The organism is Blochmannia endosymbiont of Camponotus (Colobopsis) obliquus (genome assembly GCF_000973545.1).
GTDB lineage: Bacteria > Pseudomonadota > Gammaproteobacteria > Enterobacterales > Enterobacteriaceae > Blochmanniella.
The window spans coordinates 344218-369114 of record NZ_CP010049.1 but is presented as its reverse complement, the minus strand read 5'-3'; the positions used below and the strand labels follow the sequence as shown (position 1 = coordinate 369114).

The window sequence follows — 24897 nt, the reverse complement described above, 5'->3', positions numbered from 1 at the left end:
TTAACTCAAATCATGAATTATGACGTATGCAAAAAAATACATAATAAATTGCATTTAGATGTAATTTTATTATTTTTAATATTTTTATTATTAGTTTATAGTAGCTTTATCTTATGGAGCGCGAGTGGACAAAATTTTGACATGATGAAACATAAAATCATTCAAATTATTTTTGGTTCATTAATAATGTTAGGATTGGCACAAATACCACCAAGAATGTATGAATCTTGGTCACCTTATTTATACATTATATGTATTTTATTATTGTTTTCTGTCAATCTCTGTGGCGAAGTAAGTAAAGGAGCTCAACGTTGGTTAAATATTGGATTAATCCGTTTTCAACCTTCAGAAATTGCTAAAATAGCGGTTCCATTAATAATAGCTCGTCATATTAATAGAAATTATTATCCGCCATCTTGTAAAAATATAATTATTGCAATTATATTGATTGGTATCCCTACTATATTTGTGGCAATAGAACCAGATTTAGGTACTGCTATTATCATTGCTACTTCTGGACTATTCGTTCTATTTTTATCTGGCATGCATTGGAAAATGATTTTAACAATATTGTTAATAATAATATTGTTTATTCCGATGTTATGGTTATTTGTTATGCATGAATACCAAAAATATAGAATAAAAATTTTATTTAACCCAGAAATAGATCCGCTAGGATTAGGATATAATATCATTCAATCAAAAATCGCTATAGGTTCAGGTGGATTAACTGGTAAAGGGTGGTTGCATGGTACGCAATCACAATTAGCTTTTTTACCTGAAGGGCATACTGATTTTATCTTTTCTGTTATAGGAGAAGAATTAGGTTTAATAGGCGTACTGATACTATTATTAATCTATTTGAAAATTATTATAAGAGGATTATTTATTGCCACTCAAGCTCAAAATACCTTTGGACGCGTAATCACTGGTAGTTTTATTCTTATTCTTTTTGTTTATGTATTTATAAACATTAGTATGGTAACCGGTATTTTACCCATTGTAGGCATTCCATTACCTTTGGTTAGTTATGGTGGATCATCATTAGTAGTATTAATGGCAAGCTTTGGTATTATAATGTCAATACATACACATCGAAACATGTTATCTACAAATATATAAAAAATTTAAACAAATTATTATAGTAAATTACAATTTCAAAATTTTTATTAAACAAATAAATTTATTATGTATTATAGTTCATACAATAATATTAAGTTTTATAATATCAAATTAATAACTGTCCAAAATAGAAATATAATAAAACTTATATAATACTTGTATTATATTTTAACATAAACATTCATGTAGTTTAATAAAAATTTGAACAATATAACACATAATCAATTTGAAATATTTTGTAAACAAAATTAATACCTTACATTTTTAATATATTTAATATGTAATAACTGACACATTTTTAAAGTACTACGTAATAAACTATTATTCAATAATAGTTTATTTTGATCTCAAACTTTTTTTATATTTACTACATGTATAATGCCAACCATTAAACATAGCACTCCACAAATAGTTAACATTGAAGGCCATATTTGTCTATGAAGAAAAATATATAATAAAGCTGCTAAAGTTTCAAATACAATTAATGGACCCACTATTACCGTTGGTAATCTTTGACTTGCCTCATTCCAACAAAAAGTACCTAACCAAGAGCAAAGCAACCCTATCATTACCATTAATGGCACAAAAACTTTAGGACGTGGTCCTAAAGGCAATTCAAAATCAATACCAATAAAATATAACACACAACAGATAACAAAATAAGCAACAATTGATAAAGGCAAAGTAACAACTCCTTGCGCTGTCGCCCAAGTTGTCGGTTTATTATATGGATGTGTTCTAAGCCAAATAGCATTTCGTAATGCATACCACGTCCAACATATTACAGCAACAATTGCTGAAAAAATACCTCTTATATAAGACCAAATATTAAAAATTTTTAACTCAAACAAAAATTCAGAAACATTAATTAATATTAAACCTAATAAAACTAATATTAGTGCCAACAAAAAATTACTTAAAGGTACTTTTTCTTCATTTTTTGTATATATAATATTATACGTTATAGTTATCACTATCGGTAATGTACCAACAATCATTGTAGAGACAGGAGCACCTGCTTGTTGAATAGCATTAGTCAAACAAGTATAATATATAAAATTACCAACAAAAACAAGTTTTGCAGCTTCTATCCAATCTTCAAATAATAATTTTCGCAATCTATTACGATCATACCACGACAAAAGTAACGAAATTAAACCAAATGCAGTATACCTACCAGCTGATTGTAATGCACTAGGATATTCTGGTAATAATAAAGGACCAATAAAGATTAGACCCCACAAAAAACCAGCAAGAACTGCAAAAAAAAACCCCATAAACATATCTATGAATATCTATTACCTTTGATATTATAATTTATAATTTTAACATACTAAACATTAAATAATCATAATAAGTAAAAAAACATAATAATAACAATACAACTAAATAAAAATATCACATAACAATTAACAATATATCGATCTATCTTATAATAGAGAATTATGCATATTATCAAAAACAACACATAAAAAATAGCATATAACTAACTACTTTGATGTAATATATTTAAAATAAAATTATGTCAAATAATATACATGTAATTTACATAACAATAACATATTGAATTATTAGTAAAAGATACAACGTTTAAAAAAATAAATTATTATATGCTAACACCAAAATATTTAATATTCTATAAATATATAAACGATATATACCTAAATTAAATCCTAAAATATATAACTAACCTGTTGACACAACAGTTAATTTTATTGCATTCTATATTTACTGTTTTTTTAAATAATTAATTATTAAATAAATAGGATATTTAATTAAACTAAAATAAATAACTTTTAAAAATTATTTGTTAATTCATTTGGACATATATCGTTTATGTATATATATACAACACATTTTATATTGCGTGTCCTACAGGATTTGAACCTGTAACCTACGGCTTAGAAGGCCGTTGCTCTATCCTATTAAGCTAAGGACACGTTATAGATATAAAATAAAATTTAAATTATATACACAAGAAACAAATTTGAACACTCATTTTTACAAATTAAAAATAAAAAATAAATCAAAATTATAATCCTTCTATAATGTTTATTTTTTAAAAAACATTATTATAGAAAGAATTATTTTATAAATATTACAACTTGCAAAAAATGAAAACAAAAATTATCAATGGTACACAAATTGCAACAAAAATAAAAAAACAAATAGCTGCAAGAATTAAAACAAAATTACAAGCAAAAAAACGTGCTCCAGGTTTAGCAATGATACTAATAGGGGAAAATCCAAGCTCAAAAATATATATAAATAATAAACGTAAAGCATGTGAAGAAGTAGGTATTACATCTTTTTGTCACAACTTACCCATTTCCACAAATGAAATAGAACTAATAAAATTAATTGATACACTAAATGTTGACAGAAATGTAGATGGAATTTTAATACAACTGCCGCTGCCTAATCATATAAACAAAATCAATATTTTAGAAAAAATTACTCCAAATAAAGATGTAGATGGATTTCATCCATATAATATAGGACGATTATGTCAACGAGCACCAACTTTACGACCTTGTACTCCACAAGGTATTATAAAATTACTTGAAATATATCATATAAAAACTTTATTTCTTCATGCGGTAATAATAGGAGCCTCGAATATAGTAGGAAGACCAATGGTTCTAGAATTATTATTAGCCGGATGCACAGTTTCAATTACACACCGTTTCACTAACAATTTACCGAATTTTGTCAAACATGCAGATTTATTAATAGTTGCAGTAGGTAAGGCTAACTTTGTGCCAGGGTATTGGATAAAATATGGAGCAATTGTAATAGATGTAGGCATTAATCTCCTAAAAAATGGGAAAATAGTCGGAGATGTACATTTTCCAAGTGCTTTAGAACGAGCGTCCTATATTACTCCTGTTCCTGGAGGAGTAGGCCCCATGACAGTAGCTATGTTAATTCAAAATACTTTACAAGCATATGAATCATCTTACGAAAAATGATAAAATACATGTGTAATAAAACAACAAATTGTAGTTTTAATATTTATTGTTATATTATCTTACATCTAAATACAAAAAAATAAAAATACATAATAATACTTATTATTATATCAATTGATCTTTATCTTTATATTATTAAAACGCCATGTAGTCTCATTAGACCTATCTTCCAATATAACACCCATCCTCACTAATTTATCACGTATTTCATCAGCTAATAACCATTGTTTGTTTTTACGTGCATCATCACGATATTTAATTAAATTTAAAATAGTTGTTATCAAATCATCACTTTGAATAAATATGTTTTGTAAAAAATATTCTGAATCATAATATAATAAACCCAATATATTCCCTAAATAACGCAATGTGGCTGCCATACCATGTATATTTGGCGAACGTTTAATTTTCAAACAATTTATTTCATGTGCAATATTAAACAAAACTGAATAAACTCCAGGAATATTAAAATCATCATTCATTTTAGAAACAAATTCTGATACAAAATTTTCTCCACCGTATGGTACAGCATTTATATCCGTATCACGTAAAGCTATATACAATTTTTGTAATACTAAACGCGCTCGTCTAAAACTATTTATATCATATTGAACCAATTTACGATAATGAGTCGATAACAAAAAAAATCTAACTGTTTCAGGATCATACAATTTTAATAAATCACGTATAGTTAAAAAATTATTAAAAGATTTAGACATTTTCTTTTGATTAACAACTATCATGCCTGAATGCACCCACACATTAACATAAAAACCATCGTGAGCACACATTGATTGAGCTAATTCATTTTCATGATGAGGAAATTTTAAATCTGATCCACCACCATGAATATCAATTTTTTTACCTAAAAAAATATAATGCATCGTCGAACATTCAATATGCCATCCAGGACGACCGCTGCCCCATGGGGAATACCATTTAGGTTCGTCCTTTTTAGACATCTTCCATAAAACGAAATCCATTGCATTACGTTTTTTATCTATATTTGTCGATTGCATGCATACATTAATTTCCTTCATAGCAAATTTATTAGAAGATAAAATACCATAATTCTTAAAACTGCTCACATCAAACATTACATCACCACGACAAGAAACATATGCGTGTCCTTTTGCAAAAAGATTACAAATAAATTCAATAATATTATTAATATAGCAAGTGACACGTGGCTCATGATTTGGCCTTAATATATTTAAAGAATCAAAATCATGATGCATCGCATTAATCATACGATTAGTCAAATCTTGACATGTTTCATTATTATTATAAGCATGACGAATTATTTTATCATCAATATCAGTAATATTACGTATATAATTTACTTTATATCCAGAAAAACGCAAATAACGTACTATCATATCAAAAACTATAAAAGTGCGTCCATGACCAATATGACATAAATCATAAACAGTCACTCCACATACATAGATATTAACTTGATTAGAGCAAATGGGTATAAATTTTTCTTTTTTACCTGTCAAAGTATTAAATATTTTAAGCATATAATTTACTATTTATATCAATCAAATAAAAATTACATATCTTATAATCCATAAAAATTTTATCACAAAAATATAATATATAAAATCTACATTTTTTTATTATTTAAAATAATATAACTACTTTTATTTTAATAAATATTTAAAATATAACCAAAATTTGACAAAATATTATTTTACATAATACAATGAACATTTATGTAACAAATAAATACAATACTAATTAAATTAATGTCACTTACTAAAATTAATTATTATATAATCAATCCATTAATATTTAAAAATAATTAACATAAAATATGTAGATAATCAAAATGTCTGTATTATTTATTGCTGATATTCATCTATCTGTTAAAAAACCAAATATTACTGACAATTTTTTAAATTTTTTACACAATAAAGCAATATATGCTGATGAATTATACATTCTTGGCGATCTGTTCGAATGTTGGATTGGAGATGATGATCCTAATCCAATGTATAAAAAAATAGCACAAGAAATCAAAAAATTAAAAAAAAAACTCGTTCCATGCTATTTTATCCATGGAAATCGAGATTTTCTATTAGGACAACGTTATGCGAATTTATGTGGTATGACTTTATTACAAGAACCTTATATTTTAGAAGTATCAGGAAATCGAATTATTATCTCACATGGAGACCGCTTTTGCGTAAATGATAAAAATTATCAGTACTTTAAATACATAATACGTAAATTGTGGTTAAAAAAATTATTTCTAACTTTACCTCTATCAATAAGAACTTATATTGTTAATTTAATACGTAATAAAAGTTCACAAAGTAATAATAAAAAATCTAAAAAAAATATATGTATTAATATACAATCAATGTTACACTTACTATCACAATATAAAGCCAACATATTGATACATGGTCATACACATAAAGCTGCAATTCATACATTAATTAATAATAATTTGGGAATATTTTATCGTGTAAATTTAGGTGCCTGGTATAAATATGGATCAATAATTGAAATAAATAAATTCGGTCTGTCTTTAATAAAATTTAATTAAGATATCTTTTTTAAAATCAAATTACATATTGACCATTACAATGGCATGTCCATATTGTGGACATATCTATAAACAAACAAATATAATGTACTGTAAAAAACAATCACATATAACTTATGTAAAGTAACCATGCATGTAAATACAACACATTGTAAAATAAATATACTATATTATTCAATATGTAATATTAATTACATGCATCAATAATTTTAATTAATTTTCTATGAATATCGCTTATTTTACACCCTCCATTGATACTAAAATAGTGTAAATTACCTGCTTGTGCTTCTTGAGAATAATATTTAATTACAGGAAGAGTATTTTTGCGGTATGATTCTAAACGTTTAAATGCAATATCTTCTTGATCATCTTCTCTAATAATTAATTTTTCTCCAGTATAATCATCATAATTATCATCTTTTGGTGGATTAAACTTAATATGATAAATACGACCAGAAGATATATGTGTTCTTCGGCCTACAATACGTTCAATAACTGATGCATCTGATAAAACTAACTCTACAACTACATCAACTATTATCCCTTTATTTTTCATGGTAAGAGCCTGATATAAAGTACGGGGAAAACCATCAAGTACAAATTTTTCATAATAATTATATTGACAAATATAATTATTGATTATATCAATTACTAAATGATCAGGTACTAATTCTCCGGATTCCATAAATTTTTTAATTGACGTACTGAAATATAATTTTTTTTGAATTATATTACGTAAAATCTTTCCAATAGAAATTTGCGGAATGTTATATCTATTTGCAAGGAATTCAGATTGAGTTCCTTTACCAGAACCAGGTGGACCTAATAAAACAATACGCATTTATATACCTTAAGCAATTTATCAAAAATAAATACAAATTATTTTGTACATAATTACAAAACCTCTCACATTTTATATAAATGTAAAAATATACAATATGTAAAAATATAAAAACTAATCATTAAATTAAAATAATTATAAATACATTAAAATATATAAACAAAATATACTAATTATTAACATCTTCTAATTCAGCATCAAAAACTTTCTGTATCTTTTTAATTTTCATATCCTGAATAATTATATCTTTATTTTTTAAGGCTTTTTGTTTATTATTAACATATTGACACCACTCAAATGGAGTTCTAAAGGATGTATCGTTGTCAATTTTTATTATTAACTCAATAACTGTATTCAAATTATTACTTAATGCTTCCTGTAATTCATTTCGTATCACTTCGGAATTTAAATGATAAAAATCTGATCGTAAATGTAAACATACTACATTTGAATCCAAATTTTCTTTCCACGAATGTATAGCAAGTTGTCTAGCTAAATCAGATAAAAATAATTTATTTATCTGTGCTGACCAATCATCTTGAGTAATAACTTCCTGCATTAAGTCTACTAATGTTTTTTTATCATAAACATGGCTCTTGATTTGTATAGAACACACATTATTCACATCTGATTTTATTAAAGATCTTTCGCATTTTGTTTGTACATTTGTATTCGAACTTTCCATTGCGCGTTTATTAATATCCGCAAACCTTCCTAATATAGACGTTATAGATTTACGGCAACTATCTGAAAATGATTGTAAATGTTGTTCATGTTTTTTCATATTTTGCAATTTAGTTAAAGCTGCACGAGCTTGCAATAATTGTACCATATCTTCTGATAAAATGTTATCAGTTGCAGCTGATGATAATATATCTTTAGAATCAAACAATTCTGGCAACATTAATTTGTTACTAGGTAAAGATTTTTCTGTAATCGCATTTGCTAAATTATCACCCATAGCACCCATTTTTTCATTACAATTTACTATATTATCTTTATACGACATATCACACTCCACTTTATTAACAAAGGATATTGAAGTTTCTTTAACTAAGTCCTTACTTATTAAAGGATGAAATGCTAAAGCACGTAACAATGTCATTTCAAAACCCATACGGTAATTTGGAGCAAACGGTAATTCTTGACGACCAACCAATAAAATTTGATATAACAATTGTAAATCCGATGGGGCAAGATAATTATTTAATAAACGTAAACGCTGTAATACCTTTAATTCTCCTTCAATACCATTAACTTTAGTAGATAATATTTGGTCTACAGCTAATTTTTGTAATAAAGACAGTAGTTCTATTAAAAGAAATTCCCAATCTACTCCTAATTCTGCACATTCTGCTATTTGTTTCATTAATAATTGACTGTCAGCATAAATTAACGATTCAAGAAGCAGTATGGGCTGCTCTGAATTTAATAAACCAAACATTTGTCTAGTTACATCAGAAGTAATTTTATTCATTCCTAAAACAATAGCTTGATCAACTAAAGTTAATGCATCACGTACACTACCATTCGCAGCACATGATAACAATCGCAATACATCTGAATCATATTCAATACCTTCTTGCTTTAAAATAAACATTAAATAATCACAAATTTGAATAACATCTAATGCTTTTAAATGCAACTGAAGACAACGAGATAACACAGTAACAGGCAATTTATGTTTTTCCGTAGTAAGTAAAATAAACTTAATATGTTCAGGCGGTTCCTCTAAAATTTTCAATAATGCATTAAAACTGTGACGAGATAACATATGCACCTCATCTATTAGGTATATTTTAAATTTTCCACACACTGGCATATACTGAATATTACTTAATAAATCACGTATATCTTCAACTTTAGTACGAGTGGCAGCATCTACTTCAATTAAATCAATAAAACATCCACGCTCAATATCACAACAATTTTTACATTCTCTACAAGGATTAATGGTAATACCTTTTGTACAACTCAATCCTTTTGCAAACAAACGTGCAATGGTTGTCTTACCTATTCCTCGCACACCAGAAAATAAATAAGCATGATGCATTTTGCCTAACAAAAAACTATTAGTTATTGTTTTTATAACATGTTGTTGACCAATAACATCCGTAAATACTTGCGGACGCCACTTACGAGCAAGAACTTGATAACTCATATCTATATGACAAATATCAATAAATAATTGTCATTCTAACATCTACTTATGCTTAAATCAAAAAAACAATAAATAATAACTAAGTTAAACATTAATCAATAATAATATACTAACTAATAATGATAATTAATAAAAAAATGAGTAGACTATAACATTTTATACCAATATTAGCCAACAATGTTTCTCCACCAAAATCTTTTAAATTTATTAAAAAAGCAGCATCTTGCACCTCTCCACCCAATCGACGTACCATTTTTACTGTGGCTTCGACTGTACCTCCAGTTGCTAATACATCATCTATAACTAAGACTTTATCTCCAGGGTAAATAGAATTTTTATGCATCTCAAGTTGACCTGTACCATATTCTAAAAAATACTTTTCACTAATAGTGCTAAATGGTAATTTACCCGGCTTACGAGCTAATACACAACCTAATTTTAATATCAATGCTACAGGTGCACTAAACAAAAAACCTCGTGCTTCAATACCAACAATCTTAGTAAAATTATGACTACGATAATAATGTGCTAATAACATTATACTATCTGAATATGCAGAAGGGTTTTCTAATAATCCAGTGATATCTCGAAATAAAATACCTGGTTTTGGATAATTAGGAATGGATCTAATACTTTGTTTAATAACCATTAAACGTTGATTTATAACATTCATAATTTAATACCTAAAATGCAAATATCACAGATATATATTCTACATACTTCACTTCATAAAATTATTTAAATGAACAAAATTTAATTAAGATATTATATATTATATTAATATTTACGTAAAAATCATAATAACGTGCTAAAATGAGATTTAAAAAACGTAATAAAACTCTATTTTACTAAAATACTATATATCTTTTATACTACAAAATATAGTCTATATTATATAAATATGTAAAATTAATACTTTAAAATAAAAATATGATAGTACTAAAATTTTTTTCATACGTTCTAATACAAAAATTTTCTATATTTAAAATATTGCATATTTAATATATATATGTAAAAATTATTCAATTCAGCAAAATACTCAAAATACTGAATTTATATAATAAATAAATTCATTAAATTAAAAAAATAACTGGTGATTATATATTTCGTTATAAAATACTTGCAACGTAACATACTCTAATAAACTTTATATAAAAGGTTACAATGAAAAAGATAGATTATTTAATGCGTCTCAGAAAATGCAGGACACTTGAAACACTTGAACGTGTTATTGAAAAAAATAAATATAAATTATCTGATGATGAATTAGAAATATTTAATTCTGCAGCTGATCATAGATTAGCAGAACTAACAATGAATAAGTTATATGACAAAGTTCCGACTTCTGTGTGGAAGTACGTACGCTGATGCTTTTCAATAAATCTTAATCAAGATTATATCTCATCAAGTTTAATAAAATAATTAACATTTTATATGTGATTTACTATTCATGTAACATCTTAACACATATTTTAAATATAAAAACAATATTGACAATAAAGTTCAATATACATGTTAAAATGTTTAATTTTATAAAATAAGAGAACTTCACTAGTAAAATCCCGGCATATACCAATTTAGCTACGGCTGCTTCTTTCCAGTCCTGACCGAGTTCACACAACGGCATAAACAAGAGCACCAATGAAGTTCTACATTTTGGACAACACAATTTCTTATGCAAAACACGCGTAATACTGTATCATTAATTATTGTAACTAGACATTAAGACATTAAATTGTTTATCTGCAACCACTTAACAATATTAATATATTTTTTTGTATGCTGAAACAAACGATTAATAAACAATACAACCCAAAATATATTTATTAAAATATAAACGCATTTTACAATTATATATGAAATAAACCACATGATCCAGGTAATTCATACTTTATTTACTATATTTTTAAAATTCTTTCCAGGACGAAACCCCGGAATTTTGGATGCAGGTATCAGAATCTTTTTACCAGTTTGCGGATTTCTACCAACACGCGCAGAACGAGAACGAACAACAAAAGTACCAAAACCTATTAATGAAACTGAATGACCTTGTCTTAAAGACCTTTTAATTAAATTAATCATCGAATCTAACACGCACCCAACAATTTTTTTAGAAATATCAGCATCCAACACAATTTTATCAATCAACTGTGATCTGTTCACTTTCACCCCTTTATAAATCTTATTCAAGGCAATATACCAACAAACAACTAAATAACGAAAAACTTTTATGAAAAATTAATTAAAGTTATACATCATATTTTACATATCATTCTATACATATAACCTATATACAAAACGGAGCATTTTGTAAAGCCAAAGATAATACTTCATCTATTTGTTTAACCGTATGTATATCAAGACCACTAACTACCATATCAGGCATATCTTCTAAATCACGTTTATTTTTATATGGAATTAATACTGTTTTGATTCCTCCACGATGAGCGGCTAACAATTTTTCCTTCAATCCGCCAATAGGCAATACTTGTCCACATAAAGTTATTTCACCAGTCATAGCTATATTAGCTTTTACAGAATTTCCTGTTAAACAAGAAACTAACGCCGTGCACATGGCAATTCCAGCACTAGGGCCATCTTTTGGAGTAGCACCCTCTGGCACATGCACATGAATATCTCGTTTTTCATAAAAATCGGTATTAATCCCTAATTTATCAGCGCGTGCACGTACCACCGTTAATGCTGCCTGGATCGATTCCTGCATGACTTCACCTAAAGAACCAGTATAAGTTAATTTTCCTTTACCAGGAACACAAGCTGTTTCTATAGTTAATAAATCTCCACCTACTTCAGTCCAAGCCAAACCAGTAACTTGCCCAATACGATCCTCTTCTTCTACATAATTATAATCATAACGTTGCACACCAAGAAAATCTTTTAAATTATTAGCACTAATTACAATGTATTTAACACTTTTATTCATTAATAAATTTTTTACTGCTTTTCTACATAACTTAGAAATTTCTCGTTCTAAATTACGCACTCCAGATTCACGAGTGTAATAACGAATTATACCCATTAACGCACTATCTTCTATCGTTAATTCACCAGGCTTTAAAGCATTACGTTCTAACTGTTTACCTAATAAATGTTGACGAGCAATATTCAATTTTTCATCTTCAGTGTATCCAGATACACGTATTACTTCCATACGATCTAATAAAGGTGCTGGTATATTCATTGAATTCGAAGTTGCAACAAACATCACATCAGAAAGATCATAATCCACTTCTAAATAATGATCATTAAATGCTATATTTTGTTCTGGATCCAAAACTTCCAATAACGCTGAAGCTGGATCTCCACGCATATCAAAAGACATTTTATCAATTTCATCAAGTAAAAATAAAGGATTTTTTACACCAACTTTTGACATTTTTTGAATCAGTTTTCCAGGCATAGAACCAATATAAGTTCGACGATGTCCACGAATTTCAGCTTCATCACGTACACCTCCCAAAGCCATACGTACATATTTTCTTCCAGTAGCTTTAGCAATGGACTGCCCCAATGATGTTTTACCAACCCCAGGGGGACCAACTAAACACAAAATAGGACCTTTAATTTTATTAATTCTATTCTGTACTGCCAAGTATTCTAAAATTCGTTCCTTAACTTTTTCTAAACCATAATGATCCTTATCCAACATTTTTTCTGCTTTAGCAAGATTTTTTTTTATTTTACTACGTAAAAACCAAGGAACTGTGAGCATCCAATCAATATAGCTTCGAACTACAGTGGCTTCAGCAGACATAGGCGACATCATTTTTAATTTATGTAATTCTGTTTCAATTTTTTCTCGTGCTTCCTTTGGCATCTTAGCTGCTTCAATTTTACGCTTAATAGATTCATTTTCATCTGATATATCATCCATTTCACCTAATTCTTTCTGAATTGCTTTCATCTGCTCATTCAAATAATACTCACGTTGACTTTTTTCCATTTGTTTTTTTACACGATTACGAATACGTTTTTCAACTTGCAGTAAGTCAATCTCGGACTCCATTAAAGCCATTAAATATTCTACTCTTTCAGTAACATTAGACATCTCCAAAATCGACTGCTTATCAAATAACTTTAGCGGCATATGAGCCGCGATAGTATCAATCAAACGATCAACATCAATAATGCTATTTAAAGAAACTAGGACTTCAGGAGGAATTTTCTTATTTAATTTTATGTATCCTTCAAATTGATTAATTACAGTTCTTATCAAAACCTCCTGTTCTCGTTTATCTAACTCAACATTATCAAAATAACTAGCTTTAGCAATAAAATGACCACATTTATCTGTTAATTCAACAATTTGAGCTCTAGTTAAACCTTCTACTAACACTTTTACTGTACCGTCAGGTAATTTAAGCATTTGCAAAATAGTCGATATTGTCCCAACCAAAAAAAGATCATCAACATTTGGTTCATCTGTTGAGGCCTCCTTTTGCGCTACTAACATAACCTTTTTGTCATTACTCATAGCCGATTCAAGACACCGAATTGATTTTTCCCGTCCTACAAACAACGGAATAACCATATGTGGGTATACTACCACATCACGTAAAGGCAAAACAGGGATTTCTATACGTTCAGGTCTCTCAGCATTCATAGAGATCCTCTCTTATAATTTATATTTTTACTTAGTTTTAAAAAATTTGTAACGCGTATTCTATTTAAACTTCAGATATCAAATATATGGGGGCTAATTGATTACATTCAACAGCAATCACTACTTTGCAACATAACTATGATTATACAAATAACCTACCACAAAATAAAAAACATGTAACTTTAAAACACATATACATTTTACATTGCATTCACTAAAACAAGCCACACGACTTATTCTACAATAAATAAAATATATAAACACTTCAAGTAAATTGATATATTATACTATTATGATACAGTATAACATAAAAATTTTATTAATATCTGATGTAATTGTATTTTTATATACAAAATCCCATATTCATAATTAAATTTTAAAAACTTAAAGATTAACTATGCATAATAAAATACATAACAATATTAAAAAAAATCACTGAAACATTTAATATCACAAATATTAAAAAAATATTTACATATTTACATCCGCAACTACACCTTAATTAATATAATCTAAAATCAAGAAAATTATAATTTAAAAAAATAATTACTGACCTGCTATTTTCATTGAAGATAATAACACTGAACCACAATGAATATTACTACGTTTTTCAATATCATCGCTAATACAAATAATGCTAGAAAACATTTCTTTTAAATTACCAGCAACGGTAATTTCACTAACTGGATATTGTATTTCTCCATATTCTACCCAAAACCCAGAAACACCACGCGAATAATCACCGGTTAATATATTAATACCCTGTCCTATTAATTCAGTAATCACAAGACCACGATACATTTTTGCTACCAATTTTAAAAAAGAAATATTTTTATAAGAAATATACCAATTATAAATTCCATTGGAATGTCCAGTATTCTGTAAATTTAACTTACATGCTGTATAAGTATTTAACAGCCACGTTTGTAACACCCCTTTTCGTACAATAACTCGATCACAAGTTCGTACACCTTCGTCATCAAAAGGAGAAGAACCTAATCCTTTAGGAATATGAGGTTTTTCTTTAATAGATAACCAATCAGGAAAAATCTTTTTTTCAAGGTAATCAGACAAAAAAGTAGATTTGCGGTAAATATTATTTCCATTAATTGCTTGCGCTAAACAATTAAATAGGTTGATAGCTATTTCGGATATAAAAATTACCGGAGATTCCATTGTAGGTAACTTACGTGAATTTAAACGTTTTAATACACGTTCGGCACAATCTGCACCTACAGACTGAGGAGATCGCAAATCTTTAAAAGAACGACCTATAGTATAAGAATAATCGCGTTCCATACTACCATTACTTTCCGCAATTACACAACAGGATAGTACATATTTACTACTATTATAACTTTGTAACATACCGTGACTATTACCAAATACTCGAATATTATAATAACTGTTAAAACTCCCACCTTCACTGTAAATAATACGCTTATCCTGTTTTAAAGCTATTAATTCTGCAGTTGACGCTAAAGATATACCCTGACTAACATTTAACTCAATAGGATGAAATAAATCAAGATCTAAAGCATGAAATGCAAGTAATTTTTTGTTTGCTATTCCTAAACATAAATCAGAAAACGTATAACGCGCAATATTTAATGCGGCGTTAACAGTATTAGATATCGCTTTAAAATTAATATTATTCGAAGAAGCGCTACCTTTGCAATGTTGGCAATAAACAATAACTTCTAAATTACCATCATTGATATACTCCATACTTTCTAATTCACCACAACGAGTATTGATATTAATTCCTATTGTTTTTGTTATTATAACTTCTGCTTCATCAGATTTGGTATGTATTAAATCCAATACCTGAGACGCTGCATTTTCTAAAAGAGTACGCTGTCGTTCTATATCCCTAACAATACTCATCATTCCCCCAATTCACTACTAACTAAAAACATAAAAATAATTTTATTAAATCATAACTTATAATCATAAATAAATCATTATCCTAAAATAATATTGGCATATATTTATTCATTTAAGTGTACATAATATCATTTATACATTATCAAAACACACATATCCAATAACCATATACAGAACATGCAATTATAGCATATTGAACAGATCATGTTATAATACTTAATTTATTACTCCACAAATGATAAATATCATTTTAAAATAACAACCAACATGTCAACATCAATCGATAAAAGCATGATCAATTAAAGTATACAAACAATAACGATCAAAAATAAAACTAACCTAACTGAACGATCATATAACGTAATCTATCCTTATAATCTAATAAATTATACACAATTTAATGATTATTTTATACCCAGCAATGTATTCCATCTTATTTATACCTAAGTAATTATAATCGACTAAATATTATTAATTAATAAATACATCTTATATAAGTAACACAAAACATTACACAACCCACTGATTAGATTAATAATCTTACAAAATATCAGGAAACAAATTAAATATTAGTTTAATATCATTAAACAATTTTATTAAACTATATCATGTAAATTACATAGTACCACCCACAGTAATTTTATCTAACTTTAATGTAGGTTGACCAACTCCAACAGGTATCCTTTGTCCATTTTTAATACATACACCTACACCACTATCTAAGGTTAAATCATTACCAACCATAGAAATTTGTTGCATCACTTCTATTCCTGAACCAATCAATGTAACCCCTTTAATTGGCTTGGTAATCACTCCATTTTTAATTAAATATGCTTCAGAAGTAGAAAAAACAAATTTTCCTGATGTAATATCAACTTGTCCACCACTAAAATTTGGAGCATAAATACCATAATCAACACTAGCAATAATTTCTTTAGGATCGCTATTTCCTGCCAGCATATAAGTATTAGTCATGCGTGGCATAGGTAAAAAAGCATAAGATTCACGCCTTCCGTTGCCTGTTAATGATGTATTCATTAACTTAGCATTTAATTTATCCTGCATGTACTTTTTAAGAATACCATGCTCAATTAAAATATTACGCTGACTAGGTACACCTTCATCATCTATTGATAATGACCCACGTAAATTCATCAAAGTACCATCATCTACTACAGTACAACATTGCGCAGCAACTCGTTTTCCTATCTTACCATTAAACACCGAACTACCTCGACGATTAAAATCACCCTCTAAGCCATGACCTACTGCCTCATGCAGTAATATCCCGGGCCAACCAGGACCCAAAACTACTGGTATAGTTCCAGCTGGAGCTTCCACAGCATAAAGATTAATTAAAGCTATTCGTACTGCTTCCTTACTCCAATAATCCACTCTCGTTTCATGCATATATGGATCTAGAAAAAAATTATATCCATACCTACCACCGCCGCCACTACTTCCCTGTTCACGTCTACCATCTGCTTCTACTTGAACATTAATGAATAAACGTACTAAAGGCCTTATATCTGTAGCCAAAGTTCCATCTGTTGATGCCACTAAAATTTGTTCAAATGTACCAGATAAACTAGCTGTTACTTCCTGTACACGATGATCCATATTACGAGCAATTGAATTTACCTTCATTAATAATTCAATTTTATCTTCTTCAGAAAAAGTTAATAACGGGTTTAACTGACTATATAATGATTTAGTTTGGATTTGAGAAAATTTAAGACAATATTTATTATTATCCATTTGTTGATTTGCAATACTACACGCTATTACAGCACCCTTTGTTAATGCATCTAAAGTTAATTGATCGGTATAAGCAAAACCAGTTTGCTCGTCTTTGATTACTCTAATGCCTATACCTTGCATGAAGTTATAAGATCCATCCTTAATTATGTTCTTTTCTATCATCCAAGATTCATGATAATGTGACTGAAAATAAAGATCACCATATGTGAATGGACGTTGAGACATCATTTCTAATACAGACAAAAGATCCACGTGTTGTAAATTATTCGCAACAAGCAAATCTTCACTGACGGAATTTAAACTCATATAATTCTCACTTTTTAAAAAAATCTGAAATAACAATATTTAATCTATTAAATTATTTTAATTATAATTATAATTGTAACTAATGTACTTACATTATATTTAATATTATTAAAGTGATATTTAAAATCCTAATATACAATTTATAATATAACTGTAGTGAATATACTAATTATCTATAGATTTTAGATAATTATTTACAACCAACAATTTTAATATAACATAAAAAACATAATTATACAAACTATTAAAATTGCAACAATTATATATAATAATGATATTTCTGTTTATAAATATTAATAAAAAACAATCTTAAGCGACATAATAAATTATATCATAAATTTATTACTATTATTAACAAACACAACATACAAAAAACCAGTATAAAATATAATAAATATAAAATTAAAACATATCATTTAACAAATAAAAATAATAATTATACGTCAATATGATATTACATAAATAAATACCATAAATTTATTAAAAAATTAAACAATACAAATCATATTTTAATAAAAAAATATAACCTAAATATTTAAACAATGTGAAATTATCTCGCTAAATATAAAACATATTAGATTAATTATACACATAAAATTACGTAAAATATAACAATATAGCTAAAAACTAATATTAAAATCAGTGATTAATATTACCATTAATTAAAAAATTAAAATTATAAAAAATTTAAAAATATTATATGGCAAATTCGTTACATGTATTTTATATATAAATAACAAAATGGTAGAGAATTATCATTAAAATTAAACGAAAGATAAAGTATATGTAATGTCACAAAAAACAACCAACCAACAACACCAATTATTGTTCATATTAAAATTCATCGAATACAAAATCATTCTCTAAATAATGTATATTGATATTTTTATTTTGTCGAAATTTATCATCATTCATAATCTTTAAATGTAACTTAATATTAGTTTCAATACCATCAATAATCAATTCATTCAATGCATTTTTCATACGAGAAATAGCTATATCGCGCGTGATTCCAAAACAAATTAATTTACCAATCATTGAATCATAATATGCTGATACAGAATAACCAGTATAAATATGTGATTCCCAACGCACTCCAAAACCACCAGGAGCATGGAAGCGAGTAATTATTCCTGGACTGGGTAAAAAAGTAATAGGATTTTCAGCATTAATTCTACATTCTATTGCATGCCCATGCATCTTAACTGCATTTTGTTTGAAATTTAATACACAACCATCCGCAATTTGTAATTGTTCTTTAACAATATCTATACCAGTAACCATTTCGGTTACAGGATGTTCCACCTGAATTCTGGTATTCATTTCAATAAAAAAAAATTTATTATTTTCATATAAAAATTCAAAAGTACCAACACCACGATAACCAATATCAAAACAAGCTTTAATACACAATGCACCTATGTAATAACGCATTTCATCTGTAATACCAAATGCCGGAGCTTCTTCTACTATTTTTTGATAACGTCTTTGTACAGAACAATCTCGTTCCCCTAAATACACTGCATTACCCCGACCATCAGATAAAACCTGTATTTCAATATGACGTGGATTAATTAAATATTTTTCTATATAAAGATTATCACTATTGAATGCAATTTTTGCTTCTGTAAACATTGTAGAAATAACTCCTTTTAACTCTTGCTCTTTATAAACAACTCGCATAGCACGACCACCTCCGCCTCTAGAACATTTAATTATTATTGGATAACCCAATTTTCGACATATTGCTGTAGCATTTTTTATTTTATTTATGTCATCTTTTATACAACCATAATAACCAGGTAAACATGGAATACCAGATTTTTTCATTAAAGAAATAGCAGAAACTTTATTAGCCATTAAACGAATAGTTTCTGGACACGGACCAACAAAAATAAAACCAGACCTTTCAGTTTGTTCCGCAAAATCAGCATTTTCTGATAAAAAACCATAACCAGGATGAATAGCAACGGAACCAGTGATTTCTGCTGCAGAAATTATAGCTGGAATATTAAGATAACTCTTGATTGAAGGTGGTGGACCAATGCAAACTGATTCATCTGCTAATAAAACATGTTTTAAATCACGATCTATTGTTGAATGTACAGCTACTGTTTTAATATCCAACTCCTTACATGTACGCAAGATGCGTAAAGCAATTTCACCTCTATTTGCAATAAGAATTTTATCTAACATTTGTATATTTAGACTGTTGTATAATAATTAACGGTTCATCAAATTCAACTGGCTGACCATTGTCTAATAAAATATCTTTCACTATACCTGTAATCTCTGACGCTATTTGATTCATCATTTTCATAGCTTCAACTATACATAAAATATCACCAACATTAACTTTTTGACCAATTGAAATAAAAGGTTTAGACCCAGGACTTGGAGTAATATAAAACACACCAACCATTGGTGAACGAACAAGATAATCATCTATTGTGTCAATACCAGTGGTATTATGATCTTTATTAAAAGATTGAGAAACTTGTTCTTGTTGCATAGCTACACAAGAATCCTCTTTTATTTTAGCAAGTGATTTAGTAATCATGCGATTAATACGAATCTTATTTTCTCCTTCCGAAATTTCTAATTCAACAATATCAGATTTTTCAATAATTTTAATTAATTTTTTTACTTTACGAATATCCATAATAAATATTCCACGTCTTTAATTTACTTAGATAATGATAAATATTTAATAGCCATTTCTGCTGCAAAAAAATATCCATGTATACCAAAACCACAAATTACACCAATAGCAATATCAGACAAATAAGAATGATGGCGAAATTGTTCCCTTTTATATATATTGGATAAATGTATTTCAATAAAAGGAATATTTATTGCTAACAACGCATCACGAATAGCTATACTAGTATGAGTTAATGCTGCAGGATTGATAACAATAAAATCAATATCTTTATCACACGATTGATGAATCCAATTAATCAATTCATTTTCCGCATTGGATTGAAAATGAGTAAAATTGATTCCTAACATATTTGATAATTTAGCTAACTCCACAATTAAGCAAGCTAATGTAACACTACCATATATATCAGGTTCACGAGTACCTAACAGATTTAGATTTGGGCCATTAAGAAACAAAATATGATATTTTTTAGTCATATTCTTCAACCTTATTCTTAATTGTACACTATATTAATATATAATAGAATTATTATATGTATTATTACATAGACTTTGATTGTTATCCAAAAATAATATGATACGCAATTATCTAAATTTACATATACCAACTAAATCTTGACATTTATTTATAATCATAACAACATTATTTTTTATGATATTATCTCATCACATATTTTAAAAAAAACACAAATAGTTCGTTTGCAATTTATATTAAAATAAATAACATTAAAAGTAGCATTAAAATTATATTCTATAATTCACAAAAAAATACCATTAATTGATACAAAAATTGCAATAAAATAAAATATACAAACATTTGATTTATTGAACAATAACAATCTAGTATTATGGATTTGTAAAATATAAAAAATTAAATTAGTTAAATTTTACTTATTACTTATTAACAAATAAGGAAATTTTCTTATCATGTTTAAAAAAATACGAGGAATTTTTTCTAACGATTTATCTATAGATCTCGGTACTGCCAACACTTTGATTTATGTAAAAGGACAGGGTATTGTATTAAATGAACCTTCTGTGGTAGCTATTCGTCACAATCGTGCAGGAACGCCTAAAAGTGTGGCAGCTGTTGGTTATGCTGCAAAACAAATGTTAGGTAGAACCCCCGGTAATATTGCCGCTATTAGACCAATGAAAGATGGTGTGATAGCAGACTTTTTCATTACAGAAAAAATGCTACAACATTTCATCAAACAAGTACATAACGATAGTTTTATGCGACCCAGCCCACGTGTTTTAGTATGTGTTCCAGTAGGAGCTACTCAAGTTGAACGCCGTGCTATTCGAGAATCCGCTCAAGGTGCTGGTGCAAGAGAAGTATTTCTAATTGAAGAACCTATGGCTGCCGCTATCGGAGCAGGATTACCAGTATCTGAAGCCACTGGTTCAATGGTGATAGATATTGGAGGAGGAACCACCGAAGTAGCAGTTATTTCATTAAATGGTGTAGTTTATTCTGCATCGGTACGCATAGGTGGAGATAGATTTGATGAAGCAATTATTAATTATGTACGTCGTAATTATGGATCACTTATTGGAGAATCTACATCAGAAAGAATAAAACATGAAATAGGATCAGCTTATTCAGATCATGAAATACGTAGCATAGAAGTACGCGGAAGAAATTTAGCCGAAGGTGTTCCAAGAAGTTTCGTTCTAAATTCTAACGAAATTTTAGAAGCGCTTCAAGAACCATTAACTGGCATTATAAGTGCTGTAATGCTTGCATTAGAACAATGCCCTCCAGAATTAGCTTCTGATATTTCTGAACGAGGTATGATTTTAACTGGCGGAGGAGCTATGTTACGTAATTTTGATAGATTAATTATGGAAGCAACTAGCATTCCCGTTGTCATTGCAGAAAATCCTTTAACCTGTGTAGCACGAGGTGGAGGTAAAGCACTTGAAATGATAGATATGCATGGTGGAGATCTTTTTAGTGAAGAATAGTTATTGTTATTACGCTTTGTTTAACAAAAAATATCACCTAATAACAATAAAAAATTATTTACAACAAACATTTTCTTTAATAAAAAAATACATTAGACATTAATACAAACTATGTTCAATAAATTTAATATTTTACAAATAAAAACTTTGTCTGTAATAGTATTATCTGTTATTTTAATTATTATCGATAGCAAATTTAATACATTTATTACAGTTAAAAACTGTAGTGATAGTGCTATAAGTTCACTATACTTTTCTATTAGTAACTTATTTAAAATATCAAAAAATTTACTGCTTTTCTTGAAAGAACATAAACAATTAATATTAGAAAATAATATTTTACGTACAAATTTGTTACTGAAAAATAGTGATTTATTATTAATGGAAATGTATAAAAAAGAAAACCAACAGTTATACCAATTACTATCATCTCCTCCATATCACCATCAAATACGAAAAATGATCACTAAAATAATAGCTGTAAATATCGATCCTCATAGACATCAAATAATAATTGATAAAGGAACGAATAATAATGTATATATAGGGCAACCCGTAATTAACGACAAAGGTGTAATTGGACAAGTAATTTCTACAAATAAATTTACTAGTAGAGTTATGTTAATTTGCGATACCGCACATGCTTTACCAACTCAAATTATAAGAAATAATGTCCGCTTAATAGCCACAGGTAACGGCTACAATAAAGATTTACAATTAGAATATCAACAATCTGATTGTATTGATGTAAAAATTGGCGATATTCTAATTACTTCCGGTTTAGGAGGTAATTTTCCAAAAGGTTATCCGGTAGCGGTAGTATCATCAATAACTATTGATAAACATTATAAATGTACAAAAATACAAGCCCGGCCAATAACTAAATTACAATATTTAAGCAATTTATTATTAATTTGGAATAATGAAAATGATAATAAAAAACTTATTTCAAATAAATATTAAACTACAGAACATGTTTAACATAAAATTAAATATATAATATACTAAATAAATTCAAATTATCTTACTAATCTTTTTATGATTTTAAAAAACTTATTTATTAAACAAAATACCAAACAACTTATAAAAACACGCTATCTGTATAAAATTTTATATAATTATGTATCATACTAAGCATAAAAACACTTTATTTATTTATTATTCGTTTTTTATATCACTTATCTTTCAAACTATACCGTGGCCATTACAACTTTATTCATTAAAACCATCTTGGATGAAATTAATATTAATTTACTGGATTACAATTGATCATAAAAAAATAAACATAGGAACCAGTTTTCTATTAGGATTAATTACAGACCTAATTTTAGGTTCTACATTAGGAATACATTCATTAGTATTTAGTATGCTCGCATATTTTATAGTATTTTACTTACAACCACTACATAACTTAATTATTTATAAACAAATTTTTATTATTATGTTACTTTCATTAATAACAAAAACAATTATTATAATTATTGACATGCTAATAAATAACATTTTGTTTAGACCAGAAATATTCTTAGGTAGTGTAATAGACGGATTATTATGGCCGTGGTTTAGCTTATTAATGAATAATCTCAAAAAATTATTATAAAATAAATATTAAAAATAATATTATATGTACACTACCAATTTTATTGGTATAACGCATCCATCATGTTATAAACTTACCTTCGTTATATATTAAAATTTTAAATACATAACAATATGTACTATTAATATAATTTATAAAAAACAATATATAAAAATACAATACATATATAATGATAATTAAAATTCAATACAAAATTAACTTTACAAACATTTAATAAATTTATACCGGTGCATGTTTTAATACAATTTACTAAATGTTTGCACTGTAATTATTAATAAACAAAATAACACAATAACACCATCAATAGTTTATAATTATAAACTATTGATGCATCTTCTAATAAAAATTTTTTTATTTTAGATTCTCACTAATTGTCTGGAAATTGATTTATAAATAACAACACATGTTTTAAATGTTATATATATCTTTAC

19 protein-coding genes, 1 tRNA gene and 1 other RNA gene are annotated in these 24897 nt (G+C 27.4%); 7 read left to right on the top strand and 14 right to left on the bottom strand.

Going from position 1 to position 24897, the window contains the following annotated elements:
* Positions 1–12: 12 nt before the first annotated feature.
* Complete coding sequence (rodA, locus tag BOBLI757_RS01565; RefSeq protein ID WP_046304902.1) at positions 13–1122, top strand: rod shape-determining protein RodA; 1110 nt, start codon at positions 13–15, stop codon at positions 1120–1122.
* Positions 1123–1469: 347 nt separating this feature from the next.
* On the opposite strand, the gene BOBLI757_RS01560 is transcribed toward rodA, so the two are convergent.
* Together BOBLI757_RS01560 and BOBLI757_RS01555 are read right to left on the bottom strand one after the other, a co-directional pair.
* Positions 1470–2405 (bottom strand): DMT family transporter, encoded by a 936-nt coding sequence (locus tag BOBLI757_RS01560; protein WP_046304900.1) that lies wholly within the window; start codon positions 2403–2405, stop codon positions 1470–1472.
* A 583-nt stretch (positions 2406–2988) separates the two neighbouring features.
* Positions 2989–3062 (bottom strand) — tRNA-Arg (locus BOBLI757_RS01555).
* A gap of 174 nt (positions 3063–3236) precedes the next feature.
* Between BOBLI757_RS01555 and folD the strand changes: the two genes are divergently transcribed.
* Positions 3237–4094, top strand: a complete 858-nt coding sequence (folD, locus tag BOBLI757_RS01550; protein WP_046304899.1) for a bifunctional methylenetetrahydrofolate dehydrogenase/methenyltetrahydrofolate cyclohydrolase FolD — start codon at positions 3237–3239, stop codon at positions 4092–4094.
* Between the two features lie 110 nt (positions 4095–4204).
* On the opposite strand, the gene cysS is transcribed toward folD, so the two are convergent.
* Positions 4205–5617 carry a cysteine--tRNA ligase gene (cysS, locus tag BOBLI757_RS01545; protein WP_046304898.1) on the bottom strand — a complete coding sequence of 471 codons (1413 nt, stop codon included), beginning with the start codon at positions 5615–5617 and terminating at the stop codon, positions 4205–4207.
* Positions 5618–5928: 311 nt separating this feature from the next.
* Between cysS and BOBLI757_RS01540 the strand changes: the two genes are divergently transcribed.
* On the top strand, positions 5929–6651 hold the full coding sequence (locus BOBLI757_RS01540; RefSeq protein WP_046304896.1) for a UDP-2,3-diacylglucosamine diphosphatase: 723 nt from the start codon (positions 5929–5931) through the stop codon (positions 6649–6651).
* Between the two features lie 187 nt (positions 6652–6838).
* Here the strand turns inward: BOBLI757_RS01540 and BOBLI757_RS01535 are convergent, their stop codons facing one another.
* The 3 genes from BOBLI757_RS01535 to apt form a co-directional block, all read right to left on the bottom strand.
* Positions 6839–7492, bottom strand: a complete 654-nt coding sequence (locus BOBLI757_RS01535) for an adenylate kinase family protein (RefSeq protein ID WP_046304894.1) — start codon at positions 7490–7492, stop codon at positions 6839–6841.
* A gap of 169 nt (positions 7493–7661) precedes the next feature.
* Complete coding sequence (dnaX, locus tag BOBLI757_RS01530) at positions 7662–9653, bottom strand: DNA polymerase III subunit gamma/tau (RefSeq protein WP_046304892.1); 1992 nt, start codon at positions 9651–9653, stop codon at positions 7662–7664.
* 109 nt (positions 9654–9762) lie between these two features.
* Positions 9763–10326, bottom strand: coding sequence for an adenine phosphoribosyltransferase (gene apt, locus BOBLI757_RS01525; RefSeq protein ID WP_046304890.1), 564 nt, complete (start codon positions 10324–10326; stop codon positions 9763–9765).
* Between the two features lie 491 nt (positions 10327–10817).
* Here apt and BOBLI757_RS01520 point away from each other — a divergent pair, with 491 nt between their 5' ends.
* A complete protein-coding gene (locus tag BOBLI757_RS01520; protein ID WP_046304887.1) occupies positions 10818–11021 on the top strand; it encodes an HHA domain-containing protein in 204 nt (67 codons plus the stop codon).
* A 178-nt stretch (positions 11022–11199) separates the two neighbouring features.
* Here BOBLI757_RS01520 and ffs read toward each other — a convergent pair.
* From ffs to aroQ, 8 genes are all read right to left on the bottom strand, one after another.
* Positions 11200–11297: signal recognition particle sRNA small type (ffs, locus tag BOBLI757_RS03245), an RNA gene on the bottom strand.
* A gap of 240 nt (positions 11298–11537) precedes the next feature.
* The gene (locus tag BOBLI757_RS01510) at positions 11538–11816 is read right to left on the bottom strand and encodes an HU family DNA-binding protein (RefSeq protein ID WP_046304883.1); all 279 of its coding nucleotides are present in this window, start codon (positions 11814–11816) and stop codon (positions 11538–11540) included.
* 124 nt (positions 11817–11940) lie between these two features.
* On the bottom strand, positions 11941–14277 hold the full coding sequence (lon, locus tag BOBLI757_RS01505; RefSeq protein WP_046304881.1) for an endopeptidase La: 2337 nt from the start codon (positions 14275–14277) through the stop codon (positions 11941–11943).
* 546 nt (positions 14278–14823) lie between these two features.
* Complete coding sequence (pmbA, locus tag BOBLI757_RS01500) at positions 14824–16164, bottom strand: metalloprotease PmbA (protein WP_046304879.1); 1341 nt, start codon at positions 16162–16164, stop codon at positions 14824–14826.
* Positions 16165–16779: 615 nt separating this feature from the next.
* Positions 16780–18231, bottom strand: a complete 1452-nt coding sequence (gene tldD, locus BOBLI757_RS01495; RefSeq protein ID WP_046304877.1) for a metalloprotease TldD — start codon at positions 18229–18231, stop codon at positions 16780–16782.
* Positions 18232–19065: 834 nt separating this feature from the next.
* A complete protein-coding gene (accC, locus tag BOBLI757_RS01490) occupies positions 19066–20427 on the bottom strand; it encodes an acetyl-CoA carboxylase biotin carboxylase subunit (RefSeq protein ID WP_046304875.1) in 1362 nt (453 codons plus the stop codon).
* Positions 20417–20893: an acetyl-CoA carboxylase biotin carboxyl carrier protein gene (accB, locus tag BOBLI757_RS01485; protein WP_046304873.1), complete on the bottom strand. Its 477-nt coding sequence runs from the start codon at positions 20891–20893 to the stop codon at positions 20417–20419. The genes accC and accB overlap by 11 nt, the downstream gene beginning before the upstream one ends.
* 23 nt (positions 20894–20916) lie before the next feature.
* Complete coding sequence (aroQ, locus tag BOBLI757_RS01480; RefSeq protein WP_046304871.1) at positions 20917–21372, bottom strand: type II 3-dehydroquinate dehydratase; 456 nt, start codon at positions 21370–21372, stop codon at positions 20917–20919.
* Positions 21373–21822: 450 nt separating this feature from the next.
* Here aroQ and BOBLI757_RS01475 point away from each other — a divergent pair, with 450 nt between their 5' ends.
* From BOBLI757_RS01475 to mreD, 3 genes are all read left to right on the top strand, one after another.
* Entirely contained in the window at positions 21823–22866 is a 1044-nt protein-coding gene (locus tag BOBLI757_RS01475; RefSeq protein ID WP_046304869.1) for a rod shape-determining protein, read from the top strand.
* 111 nt (positions 22867–22977) lie between these two features.
* Positions 22978–23829: a rod shape-determining protein MreC gene (gene mreC / locus BOBLI757_RS01470; RefSeq protein ID WP_052712339.1), complete on the top strand. Its 852-nt coding sequence runs from the start codon at positions 22978–22980 to the stop codon at positions 23827–23829.
* A gap of 157 nt (positions 23830–23986) precedes the next feature.
* Complete coding sequence (gene mreD, locus BOBLI757_RS01465; protein WP_046304867.1) at positions 23987–24466, top strand: rod shape-determining protein MreD; 480 nt, start codon at positions 23987–23989, stop codon at positions 24464–24466.
* The last annotated feature ends 431 nt before the right edge of the window (positions 24467–24897 follow it).